This is a genomic window from Bacteroides sp. OF03-11BH, assembly GCF_003604005.1.
Taxonomy (GTDB): domain Bacteria; phylum Bacteroidota; class Bacteroidia; order Bacteroidales; family Bacteroidaceae; genus Bacteroides; species Bacteroides ovatus.
In genome coordinates this window covers 1-17,424 of record NZ_QTMW01000044.1, presented here as the reverse complement: position 1 = coordinate 17,424, position 17,424 = coordinate 1, and the positions used below count along the sequence as shown (strand labels likewise).

General features: G+C 48.1%; 19 protein-coding genes. 17 read left to right on the top strand and 2 right to left on the bottom strand.

Features of this window, described 5'->3' with window-relative positions; genetic code table 11:
* Positions 1 to 8 precede the first annotated feature (8 nt).
* The 17 genes from DXA54_RS22395 to DXA54_RS22315 all read left to right on the top strand — a co-directional run bounded on the left by DXA54_RS22395 (position 9) and on the right by DXA54_RS22315 (position 15,412).
* On the top strand, positions 9 to 320 hold the full coding sequence (locus DXA54_RS22395; RefSeq protein WP_005868885.1) for a hypothetical protein: 312 nt from the start codon (positions 9 to 11) through the stop codon (positions 318 to 320).
* A complete protein-coding gene (locus DXA54_RS22390; protein WP_005868887.1) occupies positions 317 to 2,923 on the top strand; it encodes a TraG family conjugative transposon ATPase in 2,607 nt (868 codons plus the stop codon). Before DXA54_RS22395 ends, DXA54_RS22390 begins: the two co-directional genes overlap by 4 nt.
* Positions 2,916 to 3,137 carry a hypothetical protein gene (locus DXA54_RS22385; RefSeq protein WP_005868888.1) on the top strand — a complete coding sequence of 74 codons (222 nt, stop codon included), beginning with the start codon at positions 2,916 to 2,918 and terminating at the stop codon, positions 3,135 to 3,137. Before DXA54_RS22390 ends, DXA54_RS22385 begins: the two co-directional genes overlap by 8 nt.
* Positions 3,138 to 3,142: 5 nt before the next feature.
* Positions 3,143 to 3,739, top strand: coding sequence for a hypothetical protein (locus tag DXA54_RS22380; protein ID WP_005868889.1), 597 nt, complete (start codon positions 3,143 to 3,145; stop codon positions 3,737 to 3,739).
* Positions 3,740 to 3,745: 6 nt separating this feature from the next.
* Entirely contained in the window at positions 3,746 to 4,801 is a 1,056-nt protein-coding gene (locus DXA54_RS22375; protein ID WP_005868890.1) for a hypothetical protein, read from the top strand.
* Between the two features lie 4 nt (positions 4,802 to 4,805).
* Positions 4,806 to 5,504 carry a hypothetical protein gene (locus DXA54_RS22370; protein WP_005868891.1) on the top strand — a complete coding sequence of 233 codons (699 nt, stop codon included), beginning with the start codon at positions 4,806 to 4,808 and terminating at the stop codon, positions 5,502 to 5,504.
* On the top strand, positions 5,491 to 6,774 hold the full coding sequence (gene traM / locus DXA54_RS22365; protein ID WP_005868892.1) for a conjugative transposon protein TraM: 1,284 nt from the start codon (positions 5,491 to 5,493) through the stop codon (positions 6,772 to 6,774). Before DXA54_RS22370 ends, traM begins: the two co-directional genes overlap by 14 nt.
* Complete coding sequence (locus tag DXA54_RS22360) at positions 6,771 to 6,956, top strand: hypothetical protein (RefSeq protein WP_007564699.1); 186 nt, start codon at positions 6,771 to 6,773, stop codon at positions 6,954 to 6,956. The genes traM and DXA54_RS22360 overlap by 4 nt, the downstream gene beginning before the upstream one ends.
* Before the next feature lie 12 nt (positions 6,957 to 6,968).
* Positions 6,969 to 8,081 (top strand): DUF4138 domain-containing protein, encoded by a 1,113-nt coding sequence (locus tag DXA54_RS22355; protein WP_005868893.1) that lies wholly within the window; start codon positions 6,969 to 6,971, stop codon positions 8,079 to 8,081.
* Entirely contained in the window at positions 8,078 to 9,550 is a 1,473-nt protein-coding gene (locus tag DXA54_RS22350) for a DUF3945 domain-containing protein (RefSeq protein ID WP_005868895.1), read from the top strand. Before DXA54_RS22355 ends, DXA54_RS22350 begins: the two co-directional genes overlap by 4 nt.
* Before the next feature lie 18 nt (positions 9,551 to 9,568).
* Positions 9,569 to 9,754, top strand: coding sequence for a hypothetical protein (locus DXA54_RS22345; protein ID WP_005868897.1), 186 nt, complete (start codon positions 9,569 to 9,571; stop codon positions 9,752 to 9,754).
* Positions 9,755 to 9,757: 3 nt separating this feature from the next.
* Positions 9,758 to 10,951, top strand: coding sequence for an ArdC family protein (locus DXA54_RS22340; RefSeq protein ID WP_005868899.1), 1,194 nt, complete (start codon positions 9,758 to 9,760; stop codon positions 10,949 to 10,951).
* Positions 10,929 to 11,312, top strand: coding sequence for a single-stranded DNA-binding protein (locus DXA54_RS22335; protein WP_007564694.1), 384 nt, complete (start codon positions 10,929 to 10,931; stop codon positions 11,310 to 11,312). The genes DXA54_RS22340 and DXA54_RS22335 overlap by 23 nt, the downstream gene beginning before the upstream one ends.
* A gap of 11 nt (positions 11,313 to 11,323) precedes the next feature.
* On the top strand, positions 11,324 to 13,270 hold the full coding sequence (locus DXA54_RS22330; RefSeq protein WP_005868904.1) for a type IV secretory system conjugative DNA transfer family protein: 1,947 nt from the start codon (positions 11,324 to 11,326) through the stop codon (positions 13,268 to 13,270).
* Positions 13,271 to 13,292: 22 nt separating this feature from the next.
* Positions 13,293 to 13,712, top strand: a complete 420-nt coding sequence (locus DXA54_RS22325; protein ID WP_005868906.1) for a hypothetical protein — start codon at positions 13,293 to 13,295, stop codon at positions 13,710 to 13,712.
* Between the two features lie 135 nt (positions 13,713 to 13,847).
* Entirely contained in the window at positions 13,848 to 14,873 is a 1,026-nt protein-coding gene (locus DXA54_RS22320; RefSeq protein ID WP_005868908.1) for a toprim domain-containing protein, read from the top strand.
* A 53-nt stretch (positions 14,874 to 14,926) separates the two neighbouring features.
* On the top strand, positions 14,927 to 15,412 hold the full coding sequence (locus DXA54_RS22315; protein ID WP_005868909.1) for a hypothetical protein: 486 nt from the start codon (positions 14,927 to 14,929) through the stop codon (positions 15,410 to 15,412).
* A 99-nt stretch (positions 15,413 to 15,511) separates the two neighbouring features.
* Here DXA54_RS22315 and DXA54_RS22310 read toward each other — a convergent pair whose 3' ends face one another.
* Together DXA54_RS22310 and DXA54_RS22305 are read right to left on the bottom strand one after the other, a co-directional pair.
* Positions 15,512 to 16,759, bottom strand: coding sequence for a PcfJ domain-containing protein (locus DXA54_RS22310; protein ID WP_005868910.1), 1,248 nt, complete (start codon positions 16,757 to 16,759; stop codon positions 15,512 to 15,514).
* 1 nt (position 16,760) lies between these two features.
* Positions 16,761 to 17,171 carry a PcfK-like family protein gene (locus DXA54_RS22305; protein WP_005868911.1) on the bottom strand — a complete coding sequence of 137 codons (411 nt, stop codon included), beginning with the start codon at positions 17,169 to 17,171 and terminating at the stop codon, positions 16,761 to 16,763.
* Positions 17,172 to 17,424: the final 253 nt, after the last annotated feature.

Here is a 17,424-nt window from a genome sequence, read left to right as displayed (position 1 = left end):
GAAGAGCCATGAGAACCATGCGTAAAATCAACAAGCCGATCAAGTTCTTCGGTCTGTCATCGGGACAGTTCGCCATCTTCATGCTGCTGACGGCCATCATCATCATCGTGAGCATATTCAAGCAGCTGCACCCGATACTCATCATCGGAATCATTTCCGCCATTCTGTTTCTATCCGGTCTGCTGTTCCAAACCTTGAAAAAGGAACACAAGGCCGGTAACCCGGACTACCTGACCGGCCTCCGGATCAAGAACGCCACCCCCCGGCAGATAACGGACAAACGGCAGATTTTCAAATTCATCCTAAAACAGCAACCATGATAGGAATCATCATACTCATATCCCTGCTAATCTGTGCGCTGTGCCTGCTGATTGCTCTGCTGTATATCCGGCAGACAGAGATAGAGGTGAAGGACAAATCCGTGGATCTGGAAAGTGTCTTGCCTATCCAGACCATCACGGAGAACGCCGTCATCAACGGGAACGGTGACATCACCGTCGGCTACCGGCTGCTTCTGCCCGAAGTGTTCACCTTGTCGGAAAGCGAGGCGCAATACATCCATGAGCGGTTGGAGGCTCTTTTGAAGCTGCTTCCGGCAGGCACGGTCATCCATCAGCAGAATTTCTACTATACGGGGCGATACCATCATGCAGAATACTCTTCCAATGCCCTGATAGCGGAGAACAACCGTCATTTCAACGGCAAGGAGATACTGAACAGTTACACCAACCTGTATGTGACGTTCACGAACGGCAGCCGAAACGGTAAGATACGCAAAAGCGCATCGGGCACCTCGCTGATGCGAAAGCTGCACTACCCGTTCAAGCAACCTTATAAGGAATATCAGCAACGGCTGACAGAAATGGAAGCCTTTCTGATGAACTTTGAGAACGGTTTGTCGTCCATCCAGCAGTTTGAGATACGCAAGATGGATGATACGGAACTGAACAACGCCATCTACGACTACGTCAACCTCTCTTACGAGACACCGGAAAACGATGCCACGCAGAAGAGCGTCAACCCTATGGCTGTCAGTGAAAGCGGAAGCATGAAAATAGGGCAGCAGCACGTTTCCATCCTTTCGCTGACCAACGAAGGCGAGCATCTTCAGGAACTGGCCGTGCCGCACACCGGCAAGTCGAAGGCATACGGGGGAAACATAGAGATACCGGACAGCATACGGAGCAAATGCTCGATGCTGTACCCCGTAGGACTTGGCCTGCCGTTCAACCACATCGTAAACATCGTGATAGAGATAACCGATCCAGATGCCACTGTAACGGCCATCGGTGCGGAGAAAGACGCGCTGAACTACATCACCAACTTCTACCCTCCGGCGGCAGAGAAGCAACGCGAGCAGGCAGCCTTCTGCGATGAGATTACCCAGTTCGACTACCAGACCGCCTATACCGCCTTCAATGTCGTGCTGAACGATACAGACCGCACCTCGCTCATGCGGAAAACCGCACTGGTACAGCAAGGCTTCAGCTTTATGAACCAAAGTTCGTGCTATGTGGAGAACGCCGAGCTGTGCAACCTGTTCTTCTGCAACATACCCGGCAATGCCAGGGCCAATTACCGGGGCTTCGTCAACACGACCAAGCAGGCCATCTGCTATCTGCAAAAAGAGGGGATGTACCTTTCGGACGAGAAAGGGCATATCTACCATGACCGTTTCGGTACTCCCGCCAAGATAAACCTCTGGGATTATCCGGCGCTGAACAACAAGAACCGCATCGTTATCGGCCCGTCCGGTTCCGGTAAATCTTTCTGGCTGAACAATTACATCCTGCAAAGCTATGAGCTGGGCCGGGATGTGATGATCATTGACATCGGCGGCTCTTACCGCTCGATGATAGCCTTGAACCGGGGCAAATACTTCGACTCTACCGAGCAGAAGAAATTTGCGTTCAACCCCTTCTTGTGTGACCGTGACAAGAACGGCAAATACCTGTACATCGACACCACGGATGCCGAGTCTGCCGATGACCAGATAAAGACCATCGTCGCCATTATCAGCTACATTTGGAAGGTACGTGAACCCATGCTGCCTGCCGAAAACGCCATTCTCAGGAAATCCGTCATCGGATTTTACGACTATGTGAACAATTCTTCAATAGGAGAGAAGCATGAGCGTATCTTCCCGACGCTGATAACTTACCGGGCTTATCTGAAGGAAGTGTTCAGCAAACGGATGACCGAGTTTGAGAAACAGAAATTCGAGATAGAGGAGCTGTTGCTTTTACTGGAACCCTATACGGACGGAGAGCTGTCATTCCTGCTGAACGCTACCGAGAACGTGGATATCGTGCATGACCGGCTGATAGCCTTCGATATGGAAGATGCCTCTAAGAAAGAGTACTTTCCACTCGTTGCCATCATCACCCTGCAAATGATCGTGGATAAAATCAAGAAACGCCAGGGGTTTGCCAAAGAGCTAATCATCGACGAAGCACTCGACTTCCTGCAAGACGAGAAATTCGGAGACTTCATCGCCTACCTGTACCGAACCTTCCGTAAAAAGGAGGGAAGCATCACGCTGGCCGCACAGAACATCCTGTTTTTGAAAAACATGCCGTCCAGTATCAAGGACTCCATCATCATCAACTGCGCGACCAAGATTATCCTCGACCATTCAGAACACCGGCAGAACCTGCCGGAAGTGAAAGCCGTGCTTTCCATCACGGACGAAGAGGCCTATATGATCGAGTCGTTGCAGCGCACGGAACGCTGGAGAGAGTTTTTCATCAAGATGTCGAACGATGCCTTCATCTTCCGCAACGAGGTGTCCGACTTCGCCGCCGTAGCCTTCGATTCGCGCCAGGCGACAGTAGTACGACTGAAGCAGTTGTTCAACGAAAGCGGCTCGACCTATACGGCCATCAACCGCTATCTGGAGGAAAGGAGGAAAAAGTATGGATGACGCCACCCAAGGGCTGACCGCCCTTCTAGGCTGGTCAACCGACTTCAACGGCAGCGCATACAATCTTGCCGGAAGCATTGCCGCCGCACTTTTGGGCGTTGCGCTCATTTTCGTGGTATGGGCACTCGCCACGAAAAAGGAAAATGCCAAGAGCTATCTGACAGCCTGGCTGGTATGTGTCATATTCACCCTATTATTCATCACCAACAAATAACCGTCATGAAAAGAATCATTCTCATACTCGGACTTGCCGCCTCGATAGGGCTGATGGGAACCGGCAGTGTTCATGCCCAGTTCGTCGTGCATGATCCCGGCCACACCCTGCTGAACTCAACGGAATGGATCGCCAATGTCAAGAAATGGGTTACACAAATCAATGAAATGATCGATGCCCAGGAACTGCGGCTCGGCCTGCAAAAGATCGACCAGTTGAAGGAACTCAAATCATTGAAAGAGCTTGCCGACCTGCTGGACGACGTAGCCTGCCTGAGCAGCGACTACAGCTTTTACCTGAACGTAGGATCGAATTACCACTGCCTGAAATTTCTCAACTTTCAGCGTGTGACCGTCAATCTGAGCCTGAGTACCGACCTGCTGTTCAAGGTGGCCACCGTGACCAGTTACTTCTCGATGAACTCGGAAGGGCGCATGTCCTTTATCGAGCAGGTGAAGGAATCGGTGGAAAAAGCCGCCGAAGAGATGCGTGAGTTTAACGAATCCGTGCGTTCCACGGTCATTTACAAATCCATGAAGGGGCATAACCGGAAGACCTATTACCAGGGACGGTTGGCCGCTTTCACACGACACACCAATTAAAGCGTTATGAATCAAGATAATTTTCTCTGGGGACTTCAGATCACGGACGGTCTGACGATGGAACTCGTTTCGCAAATGACAGTCATCGCCTTCGGTGTTGGTGTCATCTGCTTTATCTGCAACCTAGCATACAACTATCTCTATCACGGAGCCAGCCAGCTGTTAAGCCCGAATGAGGACAAATTTCCCGACATGATGGAAATCGCCCGTTGCCTGGTACTGTTCTTCTGCCTAAGCATATACACCCCCATCGCCCAAACCATCGTAGGCACGATGGAAGTAATCAACGAAGCCACCTCGCTGACCTCCGAGCGTGCGCAGGAATTTGCCCAGTTCATGGCACAATCAGCCATCGAACAAGGAGAGATGATTGCCGAATACGACAAACACAGCCTCCAGTCGGAGGTAGCAGCCGGAGAAGACAGCACCGGCGCCATGCAGCACGAACTGGATAAAAAGATGGAAGAGGACGAAATGACCGGTGTACGCTCCAGCGTGGAGAAGATTGTGCAGCTGCTCAACCCCGCCAACCTCGCCACCCTTGTGCTTCATGGCATTTCCGCCCTATTGGTAGGAATCATACAAGTAGTCATCTTGGGTATCGGCGTGGTCATTGTCAAGCTACTGGTCATTCTCGGCCCGTTTGTCTTTGCCGTAAGCATGTTGCCGGTCTTTCAGAAACAGTTGAGTATCTGGTTCGGTACGCTCTGCTCCGCCTGTATGGTATTCACCGTCATCAATATTCTGAACCAAATCATATGGCAGACCTTCAAGGCCATCTATACGGAAAGTGCCGACATGGTGGACGCAGCTACGCAGCAGATACAATATTTAGGAATGGATCTCGCCCTGATTGGTGCTTATTGCAGCTGTTTCTGGCTATCCTCCAAAATCGTAGGACACAGCGATGCCGGGAAAATCATTTCGAAAACCGTGTCAATCGTCACCACGGCGGCCACCATCGCCCTGATGGGAGGCGCAGCGGCAGGCGGCAAGCTGACCAACGTAGGCGGTGCCGCCTCTATCGGGGCAAGTTTCATAAACGACAACAATAAAAAATAGAACTATGAATCTGATGAAATTCAAAGGAGCAGATGATGCGGTCAAGCTGACTATCCGGCTTTCAGCCGGGTACTGCATCATTCTGACTATCGCTTTTGCCAGCAGTATCATCTTCCTTATCAACAAAATAGAAAAAGCATACGGCCAGGCTCTCGTCATCGACAGGCAGGGAGAAGTCTATGAGGCAAGCAGCCTGTCTGCCAGCGATATGCGGCAATACGAATACATGAACCATGTAAAGACCTTCGTAACCCACTGGTATGCCTTTGACGAGAGCAGCTACGAGAAGAACATTTCGCTTGCGCTCAACCTCATAGGCAACAAGGGGAAGGAGCTGTTGAACGAGTACAACGATGTGAATATGCTGAACTCACTCATACAAAAGAATATCCGTTACGGGGTACGCATCAAGGATGTAGAGATTAACACACAAACGATACCCGTTTCCGGAAAGATAATCTTCACGCAGACCGGGTACCGGGCACGGGGAAGCATCTCACGTAATATCGAAGCGGAGTTCACCATCTATGATATGCTGTCCCGCAGCGAGGAAAATGCGCACGGAGCCAAGATAGAAGATTGGATTGTCCGCTATTCCGAACCCGTGGAAAGCAACGGCACCAACACATCGCAGGCAGCTTCTCCGGGCAAGAATGAAAACCAGTCAGAAACCTCTAAACCAACCGACCATGGAACCGAATAAACTTATCAAAGACAAGAACAAGCTGTTGATGGCCATCCCGGTAATCCTGGGCATCCTCTTCCTTTATGTATTCTTCATCCGTGAGGACGGGAACGTGCCGTCAGGGAGTGACAGACAGGCCGCCTCGCAAGCCTTTTTGGAACCACAGTCGGAAATGGCCGACAAGGTGAACGACAAGATGGAAGCCTATAAGCAGGACAAACTGGAAGAGCAGGAGAAGGCACGCATCCTGAAAGAGTCTCAGGTCAAAGGATCTGATTTTTACTTCGAGCTGCAAAACCAGCAGGAGCGGTATGACCGTGCCACACTGGAGCGCATCCGCCGTATGCAGAACGATCCGTACAGCGAAGTCATGGCAGAATACGGAGGTGGCCGGAACGGACGCTTCTCTCATCAGCTGGAAAGCCAACTGGACGGACTGGAGGACGAGCAGGCGCTCAACGAGATTATCCGGGAAGCCAAGAAGAACTCACGCATCCGCAAGGAACTGGAAGAATCCGACAAATACCGCAAGCGCATGTATGAACGGATTGTCAATTATGACCAAGAGGGAAAAACGGAGAAAGCCGCTGCCAACCCTTCCGGCCATCCATCCGCCGACAGCCTGATGCAAAAAGGCCCGATCTACCATGCCGAAAACGGCAAGCGGGTACGCCGCCAACCGACCTCCGCACCGGGAAACAGCAACCTCTTCAGGGCTTGCATCCACGGCGACCAGACCGTAGTCACGGGCAGTACGGTACGGATGCGGTTGCTTCAGGACGTAACCCTATCCGGCATGAAGATACCGGCCAACACGCTGTTTTACGGTATCGCCACTTTGGGAGCCAACCGCCTCGATGTGGTAGTCAGCAACCTGAAGGTAGGAGACAACCTCAATCCCGTATCGGTGGTTGTCTTCGACAATGATGCCATGGAAGGTTTGAACCTGCCCAATAACCTGAAAGCCAGTGCAGCCAAGCGTATGGAACAAGGTCTTGTACAGAACATTGACATGCCGCTCTCTTCCATCGGCACGATGGCCAGCGAAGTGACCAGCGTAGTCAACGCCACCACCCAGGTAGCCAAGCAAATCTTGAACATGAGCCTCTCACAAGTGAAGGTACATCTCAAGTCCAACTACGAAATGTATATCCAAGAAGAGAGTCAGGAATCGAAGTTGCGTAGGCAAGCCGTGCAAGCGGAGTTACAGAAGCTCTATGAGCAAATGGAACAAGAGAAAACGAACAAGAAAAATCATCCCCTTCAAACATTGATAGACAAATTATGATAGACATTCTCAATTACCTGCTTGCGCTGTCAGCGGTCTTTTTCGGCTATCGGATCTACGTATCACGCCGGAACGGACGAGCCTTTAAAGAAATCCGTCCGCTGACCGTTTCTTTCGGCATTACCCTGCTTCTTCTATGGGGCATTACCGTATTCACCGCCTTTTTTTCAAGAACCGTTTAACATATCGACAACATGAAGAAATATATTTATCTACTGTTTTACTGCTTTGTGTGCAGTCTGCCGCTCTTCGCTCAGGAAAACGGCACTCCCCGGAAACAAGCCATCAGCCAAAAAGACATCTTTATCTCTTTCGACTGTGTGAAACACCTGGTATTTCCTGTGCAAGTATCTGATATCGCCATCGGCGAACAGGAGCTTGTCATGGCCAGCCGGGTAGAAGAGGCGCCCCATATCGTCAGGCTCTCGGCGCAAGCGGAAGGATTCACCGAAGAGACCAACCTGACCGTAGTCTGCATCGACGGAAGCGTTTACACCTATCACATCCGCTACCTTCCCGAAGGCGGCACGGATTCGTACCCGAACATTTACGAGGACAACGGGAAATGGCAGCACCATGACTATCAGGCAGAAGTCAGCGACCTCCATCTGGCCGAGTTCTTCTTTCCGGAGGACATCGCTTACGGAACGCCCGGCAACGAGGTGTCCTTCACTCTGGCCGCCTACAACAACCAGTTGAAAGTATCAACCGCCAAAGATGCCGTGGCATATTCCAACCTGTTTGTGGTGGATAAGGCCATGAACACTTACCACATCACCATCAAACGGGGCAATACCTCCGTATTCACCTACAATTTTGATGACCAGCGCAAATATACCGCCCATGTGGATGTGAACAGCGAGGAAATGGAAAGATGCATCCAAGAGCTGCGCACCAAGAAGCGCAACATCTACAGCCTGGGGGTCATCGAGAACAAGTTTGAGTTGTCAATGGCCAATCTGTATGTGCATGAGGACTTCATGTTTTTCATCTTTGACCTGAAAAACAAATCATACATCGACTACGACATCGAGTTTGTCAAATGTTTCCAGCGTGACCAAAAGAAGAGCAAGAACGCCATCCAGCAAGAAACGACCATCGAACCTATCTATCAGAAAGATTTTGATACGAAAATCAAGGGCAAGAGCCGGAACCGGCTGATACTTGGTTTCGACAAATTCACGATACCCGATGATAAGGTATTCGAGATCGAGATTTACGAGCGAAACGGCGGGCGGCACATCAAGCTGGCCGTGTTGAACGAATACATCCTTTCCGCAGAACCCTTATACAAGCCACAGCCATGAAACTGAGAGAAGCATTAGACACCTATATGTTCGACAACGTGGGACAGTTCGGCGGCATCGCCGAATCACTGGGCTATCAGACCGAATACCGGGACGGATATTTCCGGTTCCGCAAAGACGGGGAAGAGCTGAGCATGAGCGTAAGCGAAATCAGGGAAAAAGCCGGAGCAAAGTACGATGAAAGCCTTCGTGACCAATCAAAAGAACGTGTATCCGCCCTTTTTGACAAGGAACGTGCCAATGATCCTAAATATGTCGCCGAGCTGGAGAAGGATGGCATCAGCATCAAGCGGTGGGAGAACCTGAAGGGACATGACAAGGACGGCTTTACCGTCATCGACCATCGCCTGAAGGTATGCTACACCGGACAGTCGCTCTATGAATACGCCTACAAGCAAGGGAACATCCTCGACGGGAAAGGCACCAAGCTGGAAAAGGGTGTCATGTCTGATTTGATGGAGATACACGGCAAACCGGGGAAGCTCCGTTTCAACGATGACGGAATCTCCGTATTCTACCGCAAAGAGGCGTTGGTTATCCCGGACAAGGTGCTGGGAAAGAAGTTGGGCAAGAAAGAGAAAGAACAGCTGCTTGCCGGTGACATCGTACCCATCACCGTAAATAAGAAGGACATCCTGCTGCAAGTTGACCGGGATCTGAACTCCGTCATCCTGCGCACCAACCAGGAAATCAAGATTCCCGACATCATCGGGCAGACCAGCGAATATGGCGGCTACAAGTTAACCAAAGCCGACAAATACCTGCTCGCCAACGGCCATGCACTGGAGAACAAGCTGCTGCACAGTCCGGAAGGCTACTTCATTGCCGACATCCAACTGACGGATGACAGGAAAGGAGTCATGATACAGAACATACAGAGTATCACTCCCGGCAAGGCACAAGAGCTGATCAAGGCCATGACCCCCAAACTGGAAGCCCATGCGGCCAACATAGAAGCTGCAAAAGAGCAAAAACACGAAGAGGGGCGCAATATGGAAGCCGAGTTTAAGGAAGCGGTGGGCAAACATGACTTTGAAAAAATCGGGAAGCTCAAAGAGGAAGGATATAAACCCAGTGAAGAGTTTATCAAAGGAATCGGTAAGGAACACGGTCTGGATGAAAGGCAAACCCATGAAGTCATCCAGCTGTTCGGCACCAAGCCGGAAGAACAGGGCGAACATGAAAGGCAGGCCGCACGTCTGTTGGATGCCGCACAGACCGACAACTTTCATGTCATCCAAGAGATACAGAAAGAAGGGTACCGGCTCACTCAAGAAGACCTTACCCGGATGCGTGAAACGGGTGTGCAAGCCAACACACTGATAGCCGTACAAAAGATTTTCGGGATGGAAGGCAGCACAAAGACACTGGGAGATGTCAAACTGGCCAGCACACCCAAACCCGACAACAGCAAGGAAATGGCCCGTCCGATAGCCAGCACCATCAACCGGGCTTTCAATGACTTATAACCTAAAAAATCAGGAATTATGGATTACGATGAATTAGTACAGAAAAACATTGCAGGAGAAATCAGTGACTTAGAGTTTCTACTTGCACAGGAAGAGCTTGCACAAGCCTATCAAGAAGAGATGGCTGCCAAGCAGCAAGAGACAAACAACCAAACGGCCAGAGAATGGCTGCTTGATTACGAGAACAGAAATCTATACCAATAAATCATGGATACAGCAAGTGATAAAGCATTACAGCGTTTCGCCGAACTGATGATCGAAAAGATAAAGCAGGTGGAAGACAACTGGCAAAAGCCTTGGTTCGGGATAAAGGGTGGGGGACTTCCGCAAAATATCGAGGGAAGAACCTACAACGGAGTAAATTCCTTCATGTTGTTTCTACTTTCGGAAAAAGAGCAGTACAGCCTGCCGGTCTATATGACCTTCATGCAAGCCAAAGACAACGGCCTTAACATACTGAAAGGAGAAAAGTCATTCCCAGTCATTTACTGGAATTTCTCAGTAAGAGACAAGAACGGAAAGAAAATACCTTTCGACGTATATAAGAACCTGGATAAAAACGAGCAGCAGGAATATAAGGTCACGCCGTTTCTGAAGACATACAATGTGTTCAACGTACAGCAGACCAATCTTCAGGAAACGAAACCGGAGAAATGGGAAGCATTGAAGGAGCAATTCAAGATACCGGCCATCAAGGACGAGCAAGGGATGCTCACCGTGCCTCTGATTGATGCGATGGTACGGGAACAGCAATGGATCTGCCCCATTTATTCCAAGGAAGGAAATAGTGCTTACCATGCAAGGGGAGAAGATAACCATATCGTCGTACCCCTGAAGGGGCAGTTTAAGGACGGAGAGAATTTCTACTCCACACTACTGCATGAGATGGCGCACTCGACTGGAGAACCTGAGCATCTGAACCGGGAAAAAGGCGTGATTTTCGGAGACAAGCAATATGCCAAAGAGGAACTGGTTGCCGAACTCACCTCCGCTACCGTCGGGCAAAGCCTGGGAATATCCACCCATATCCGGGAAGAAAATGCCATGTATCTAAAAAACTGGCTGGGAGCCTTGAAAGAAGATCCCAAATTCATCTACAACATCCTTGCCGATGTAGGAAAAGCCAGCAATATGATTCAGGAACATACCGCACGGATGGAACAGTACCTCACACCGGAGGAACGGTTCACGCAGGCCGTCCTGCAAGACAACCGTCCGGTATTGGAGCAGATGAAAAACGAAGGTTTTACCCCTTCATCACGGTTATTGGAAAGTGTTGCGGCAAACCATCCTACAGCCGACAACCTTGAAACGCTACACAGCACTTTCGGCATTTCGCTGCCTTCCATGGAAGCGGAGCCAGCCATGAAAAATATGAATGAGCCACAGCTCGGATTATAAACTTTTAAAAACCATCATTATGTTTACAGGACAAATTATCGGTTATGTCGGTGCGGATGCCCGGCAGAACAAGAACGGAAAAGGATTCAACTTCCATGTATCCACCAAGTACAAGAACGTGAACAACGAGGAACAGACCCTATGGGTATGCTGTTTCGTGAATTACGAGAGTAAAGTCTTTGAGTATCTGAAAAAAGGGACACAGGTATATGTCTGCGGCGATGTGTATGCCGATGTATTCCAGAAGGATGACGGTAGCCACATCCCATCCGTCAGCCTGACCGTCTCACGCATTGAGTTACTGGGAAAGGCAGAGAAAAAAGAGAGCGGTGACGGAACGGCATCCGGACAACCCCAATAACAGCAACGGCCATGGAAAGAGAGAAGAAAGACCTGTCATTCATCCTGATCCTGCTATCCACGCTCATCGGGACAGCCGTACTGTTTCAGTGGGCTATCGTTACGGGATTATACGCTCCACTACGTAATCCGGCCATGTGGGAAAGGCTGATGGAGAAGGATATCCTATTCCGGTTTCTCTACGTTATCCTGATCGGAGGCCTCGCTTTTCTCTTTCCGGTTGGCAAAGTGAAAGACGAAAACAAGAAATGGGTTTACACCAGTATGACACTGGTTACGGCATCCATGCTGGTTGTCGGATTCAGCCGGTTATCAGCGTGGTATAACCTATTTGTATTTCCCATTCTATTCGTAGCGTACACGCTGCTTGTCATCAAGACTCTGCCTTATTTCATCCGGCGTCATGCCCAATCCGATGATAGCATTTTCGGGTTAAGCCGGGAAGAATCGGCTTTCTACTTCCGCTTTGAAACCGCCTCCGGGCCGCTGGTCATCCATAAGCCGCAGCAGAATGTCTATATCGACGGCGGTCCGGGAAGCGGTAAATCAGAGAGCTGGATCAAGGGAATCATCTACCAGTGCGCCGAGCGCAACTATGCCGGATTCGTGTACGATTGGGAGGGTGATCCCACCAAGGACAAGTCACCCATCCTCTCACGTATCGCATACGGAAGCATCGAACATTTCCGGAACAAGGGGATGGAAACACCCCGTTTCGCCTATATCAACTTTGTGGATATGTCACGCACGGTCAGGGTGAACGTACTTTCTCCGCAATACATGTCAAAGGGAAACGAATCGCTATTCATCCGCAATATCATCATGACACTGATGAAGAATCTGGAAGCAAGCTGGAAGGAAAAGACCGACTTTTGGGCCAACAATGCCATCAACTACGTCTATTCAATCGCCTATAAATGTTTCAAGGAAAGGAAGCTTGGTATCTGTACGCTGCCCCATGTGATAGCCCTTGCCCTTTCTGACAGCAACCTAGTATTCCACTGGCTGTCGGAAGATCCTGAAATCGCATTGAACATGTCCTCCATGCTGACCGCCTGGAAACTGGGTGCACAACAGCAGACAGCCGGAGCCGTATCATCCGCACAGACTCCGTTGGTACTCCTGAACAACAAATACATCTTCTGGGTGTTGTCGCCACTTCCCGAAGAAGAGTTCTCTTTGGATATAACCAACAAGGAACACCCAACGCTGTTATGCGTAGGCAATGCGCCCACCATCAAGGAAGCCGTTTCCCCTGCTATTTCCTGCATCGGCAGCGTCTTGATGTCACAGATGAACAATCCCGGCAAAGCGACCAGCATATTCATGGTAGATGAATTTCCGACCATCCTGTTGCAAGGCATTGACACTTTCATCGGAACCGCCCGGAAGCACAATGTCGCTACCATTCTCGCCGTTCAGGACTTCAACCAAGCGGTCAGGGACTATGGAGAGAAAAGTGCCAACATCCTGAAAGCCTCCTGCGGAACGCAGGCTTACGGTATGACCGGAAATGAGAAGACCGCCAAAGACATCGAGAACTTGCTTGGGGAGAAGAAAGAAGCGCAAGAATCTTATTCACACCAAGCCGGTGGCAATAACAGTGTCACGGAGAGCCTGCAAAAAGAAAAAGTCTTAAAGGCAAGGGACATTGCCGGACAAGCAGCCGGACACTTCATTGGCAAGATTGCCGGAGGCAAGCCGCCATTCTTCAGCGTGCAGATGGATATGTGCCGTTTTGAAGAGAAGGAGATACCCCGTTTCTCCTTACCGGTCAAACTGGGCAACGGCAAAGAAGAGATGGAACTGGAAATCCTGGAAGAGATTATCCAGCAGAACTACATCAAAATCATTGAAGATGTCAACGCCATCCTCAAAAAGATAGAGGACAAATTAAAAGAAAAGTCAGCAGTTCCGCCAACCGGGACACACAAGACAGAACAAAAAATCATCCGATAACATTCAACAAAAGAATCCTACCATGAGAAAAATTCATTCATTATTAGCGGCAGCCTGCTTATTGGCCGCTTCATGCAACAAAGAGGAAATCCAATCGGAAACAGACAAAGCCGGCATGTATCACATCACCGTAGCCGTAACCGGTTCCTCACCCAAAGGCAGTGTGCATATATATAATCTTGACGGCGTGAGATTCAGGAACGAACGCACCGGTACCTCCGCAGCTTCCGTAGATGAGAGTTTCACCGATAAAGCGGAATACAGCACGGAAAAGCCTGTCAGCCAAATTACCGTGCAAGGCATTCTCTATTCAAAAGAGAGTGCTATCATCACCATGCAGATAAAAAAAGACGGGGAAAGCGTATTCAACCAGAGCAAACAGTTGGAGGCCGTTCCCGGTATAGACACTACTGTTGATTTGGTTTACAGTACCTTGAAATAAAAATGCAGACGAATCAAAAAACATATACTTTCTCTTCCATATTTAGATGATATTTCTTATCTTTATGAAAGATAATCTTTCTCATTTATAATCTAAGCTCAGATAAAATGAGATTCAACTAATCCAGTCAACGTTATGAAAGTCGATTTCAATCAGATAAAAACAACCATTTCTCTGCCCGATTTCCTGCTGGAACTAGGATGGAAAATCGTGGAAGGCTCTTCCAACTCCTGTCCCAAAATGAGCAACGGAACGCATACCATCGTCATCAAGCGGAACTCGCAGAACCAATACACCTATTGGGACGTGCATAGTGACAGCGTGCGTGGCCGCAGTATCATGGATCTGATGCAGGAACATCTATTTGAAACAACCGGAAAAATGCCGTCCTTGCGCGAGGTGGGGGAGATCCTTCAGAACTACATCAACACCAACCGCATCACGACACCCGAAAAAAGCCGGTATGAAGTAGGTAACACAAGCATGAGAGCGGACGAACTTCAATTCTACTTGAGCCAGCTACAACCCTACAAGGGCAATTATCTCCAGAAAAGAGGTATCCTGAAAGAAAGCATTGAAAGCCGGTTCTTCAAAGACACTTTCTTTATCCGTGAGGTAAAGAACAAAGGGAGTGTTTACCGCAACGTGTGCATCAAGATGTACAATGAAAACGGTGTGCAAGCCATTTCTCAACGAAATGAAACATTCAAAGGGATTATCGGTGGCAAGTTCGACTGTCTGGCGACCAGCAACCATGACAAAAGCCGCCCGATAGACATTCTCTACATTGGGGAGTCATTTATAGACTGTATCTCCCACTATCAATTACGCCATTCCGGAAACGACCTCAATCTTGTATATGTATCTACGGAAGGGACATTCACGGAAGGACAAATGAGGCTATTACGCCTGATTCTTGACAAGAACCAGGTAAAGGAGCTCCGGAGCATCTTTGACAACGACAAACAAGGGCACAAGTACACTCTATGGCTGCATCGTTACTTTCATGGCGATACGACTGATGTCGAGAGCCTGAGTAACGATGAACTCCGCAACAAGGTACGGAAACTGAAGAACGTCGAACTTTCGGAAAACAAGGATTGGAACGATGATCTGAAAATCTCGTGTGGCATCTGTTCCTCCACGGAGGACGGCCAGTAACCTCATAGATTTGCTCCATCACATAATACGACAACCTATAAAATCAGATCAATATGAATATCAAGCATTTATTTTTTTGTATGCTGCTCATTGCCTTTTCCTCATGCAGCAAACCCGGCTATGAGAAGGCCATTGCGGAATGGGTTCAGACAGATTCTCACGGCACCTGGACGGATTTAAAGTTCGAACTACTGGAAGTGTTGGAAACAGAAGACGTCACCGTATCGGACAGCCTGTGCTACCTGAACAACAAAAGCGCACAATTATCCGCTGTCATACAGAAAGCGGAAAGTCCCCGTGCCTTATTCAAACCGTCCTTTTCCGCCTATATGGAAGCCGAAAAAAGCCTGAAAGCAACGGATGCCATGAAAGCCATGTACCTGCACCGTGACAGTACGGAAGTTATCGGCAAGATATTAAAATGCAGGTATGCCATCGTCCAGCCACACTCAGGGGTGCAGCAGAAAAAGACGGCTTCTTTCCTATTGTCCCCCGACATGGAAAAATGTATCGGCAAACTAAAGCCGACAAGCAAATAATCCGAGCGTAACGATGTGTAGCGACAACGTTTTTTGGGGTTCTTTTTTGGGCGTCTTCCAAAAAAGAACTCCCACACATTTAGATGTGTGGGCTATTCATTACACTACCATCCTTTCCCTTATCAACGGTATATTATCCCGTACCAAATTCAGAATCCGGTCATGATAGGCTGATAATTGGTTAGACTTTCCACGACACTGGCACACCTCCATCCTGCTAAGTGAAAACTCCACCGTTTCCATGCGCCTTCCATCCACCGTTGCCGACATTATCAACGAATCTTCTCTCTTATAATAGGCGTTGCTGAATACACAATGATGCAGCAACTTTCCCTCTTTGTAAAAGTCCGAAAGGCTTTCCAATACCCGAACCATAATATTTCCATCCGCAAACGAAAGATTAAAGAAACGTGATTTGGCAGCAATATAGTCTTTTTCATCCTTTTCAGAATATTTTTTCTTACATTTCCCCATCACCCAATCATGCGCTTCTTCTACATTCAACGGACACAAATAATGAGGATTTCTCGCATCCAATTTATTTTCTATCAGCATATCCACATAGTCCAGCCACAAGTCCGCATCATGTATCACATAGTCATGTCTTAAACAGATTTTTACATACGTCCAATACTTATCTATACCGTATTTTCTCTCTAAAAATCTCAAGAACAAATTCATTTGCCCTGCCTTATATAATATCTCCATCCGATTATCAGTTAATAATGTCATAAAGAAGGAACTCGGACAAATATCATAAAAGGCACCCTTAAATCCATTCCTCGTAAGTTCGGGTATCACTTTCATTCTCGGATAGATAACTGCCGGGCAAATATCATAAATACGGTCATGATGCACATTCCGCTTACGCAATTCCAAAGAACTTCCATATATCCATGCATCGTAATAAAATATAGACATGCCCCGCAGCAAAGACAGCGTTTCTGTCTTGCCCTCTTTATTCATCCAACACTGTACCGCCTCAATTATAAAGTAATTAGCCGGAGACCCTTTTTTCAGCCGGCAGTCCACCATAAAAAAACGGATAACTTGATATTGCTTGTATGTAGTAATCACACAAAAATATTCTTTATATACAGCCGTCCTTTTCCTGCTATTCTCCAATTTCAGGTTCATACCGCAATGAGGACATTTACAGTTTTTCTTATCTTCCTTATCCCGCCATGTATGCCCACAATCCAAACAAAAGCAATTCCCCTTTGCATCACGCTTGAAATAATGCACAAAGCAATGTTTATAGGCATAACGCTTTTGAGCCTCTGAAACGGGAGCTAACTTCCTGCTCCCATTCACGATTTCCATTTGTAATTTTGTCTTGGGTTTCATATCAAAAAAGAGTTAACTGGGTTTGTACTTCGGTGTTGTTCTCACGTTTAGCTTGTTGACGCTTCTTCAACTTTGCCAATTCTTCCTCCTGCAATTTTTTGATAGCAGCCTCACGAGCCGCTTTCTTTTCTTCCTCTGACAATTCAACATGATGATTTACGACTACATTACATTTCAATGGGCTACCCACCTCAATATTATCTTCCTGATAATAGTGCAACGCCATACCAAAAATTTCATCATCACTAAAACCACAGCAACCGCTTTTCTTCACTTGGTTTAAAATATAGGTAATGCAATTATCTATATTCTTTGTAGGTTTTTGATAGACTGGAGCAAACAGACTATCCACCGCTGCCATATTATCAAGGTATGCCTTGATGGTACTTTTAAATTGTTCTGACACTTTCATAGTATATCATTTTTAGATTTCATTTCACAATAAGCCAATTTCACGAGAAACAAGGAGAATAGGCAAATAAGAGCCAACAACGTAACCGACACAACCTTTATCGGACTTGGCGTTATTACCGCTCCGACAAACATAGCCACTGCACAAAGAGCGATGATGACCGAAAAAACAAATTGAATGATTTGCATATACTTCTGCTACTTAGTTTGTTAAACTTCTAATTTTATGCTTCAGCTAGATTTAAAGACCTTTT

Excerpts from the sequence above, each read along its gene's own strand:
- DXA54_RS22310 (WP_005868910.1), bottom strand. The coding sequence starts at position 16,759 with ATGAAACCCAAGACAAAATTACAAATGGAAATCGTGAATGGGAGCAGG.
- DXA54_RS22320 (WP_005868908.1), top strand. The coding sequence starts at position 13,848 with ATGAAAGTCGATTTCAATCAGATAAAAACAACCATTTCTCTGCCCGAT.
- DXA54_RS22335 (WP_007564694.1), top strand. The coding sequence starts at position 10,929 with ATGAGCCACAGCTCGGATTATAAACTTTTAAAAACCATCATTATGTTT.
- DXA54_RS22355 (WP_005868893.1), top strand. The coding sequence starts at position 6,969 with ATGAAGAAATATATTTATCTACTGTTTTACTGCTTTGTGTGCAGTCTG.
- DXA54_RS22360 (WP_007564699.1), top strand. The coding sequence starts at position 6,771 with ATGATAGACATTCTCAATTACCTGCTTGCGCTGTCAGCGGTCTTTTTC.
- DXA54_RS22340 (WP_005868899.1), top strand. The coding sequence starts at position 9,758 with ATGGATACAGCAAGTGATAAAGCATTACAGCGTTTCGCCGAACTGATG.
- traM (WP_005868892.1), top strand. The coding sequence starts at position 5,491 with ATGGAACCGAATAAACTTATCAAAGACAAGAACAAGCTGTTGATGGCC.
- DXA54_RS22380 (WP_005868889.1), top strand. The coding sequence starts at position 3,143 with ATGAAAAGAATCATTCTCATACTCGGACTTGCCGCCTCGATAGGGCTG.
- DXA54_RS22390 (WP_005868887.1), top strand. The coding sequence starts at position 317 with ATGATAGGAATCATCATACTCATATCCCTGCTAATCTGTGCGCTGTGC.
- DXA54_RS22350 (WP_005868895.1), top strand. The coding sequence starts at position 8,078 with ATGAAACTGAGAGAAGCATTAGACACCTATATGTTCGACAACGTGGGA.
- DXA54_RS22305 (WP_005868911.1), bottom strand. The coding sequence starts at position 17,171 with ATGAAAGTGTCAGAACAATTTAAAAGTACCATCAAGGCATACCTTGAT.
- DXA54_RS22315 (WP_005868909.1), top strand. The coding sequence starts at position 14,927 with ATGAATATCAAGCATTTATTTTTTTGTATGCTGCTCATTGCCTTTTCC.
- DXA54_RS22395 (WP_005868885.1), top strand. The coding sequence starts at position 9 with ATGAGAACCATGCGTAAAATCAACAAGCCGATCAAGTTCTTCGGTCTG.
- DXA54_RS22330 (WP_005868904.1), top strand. The coding sequence starts at position 11,324 with ATGGAAAGAGAGAAGAAAGACCTGTCATTCATCCTGATCCTGCTATCC.
- DXA54_RS22345 (WP_005868897.1), top strand. The coding sequence starts at position 9,569 with ATGGATTACGATGAATTAGTACAGAAAAACATTGCAGGAGAAATCAGT.
- DXA54_RS22325 (WP_005868906.1), top strand. The coding sequence starts at position 13,293 with ATGAGAAAAATTCATTCATTATTAGCGGCAGCCTGCTTATTGGCCGCT.
- DXA54_RS22375 (WP_005868890.1), top strand. The coding sequence starts at position 3,746 with ATGAATCAAGATAATTTTCTCTGGGGACTTCAGATCACGGACGGTCTG.
- DXA54_RS22370 (WP_005868891.1), top strand. The coding sequence starts at position 4,806 with ATGAATCTGATGAAATTCAAAGGAGCAGATGATGCGGTCAAGCTGACT.
- DXA54_RS22385 (WP_005868888.1), top strand. The coding sequence starts at position 2,916 with ATGGATGACGCCACCCAAGGGCTGACCGCCCTTCTAGGCTGGTCAACC.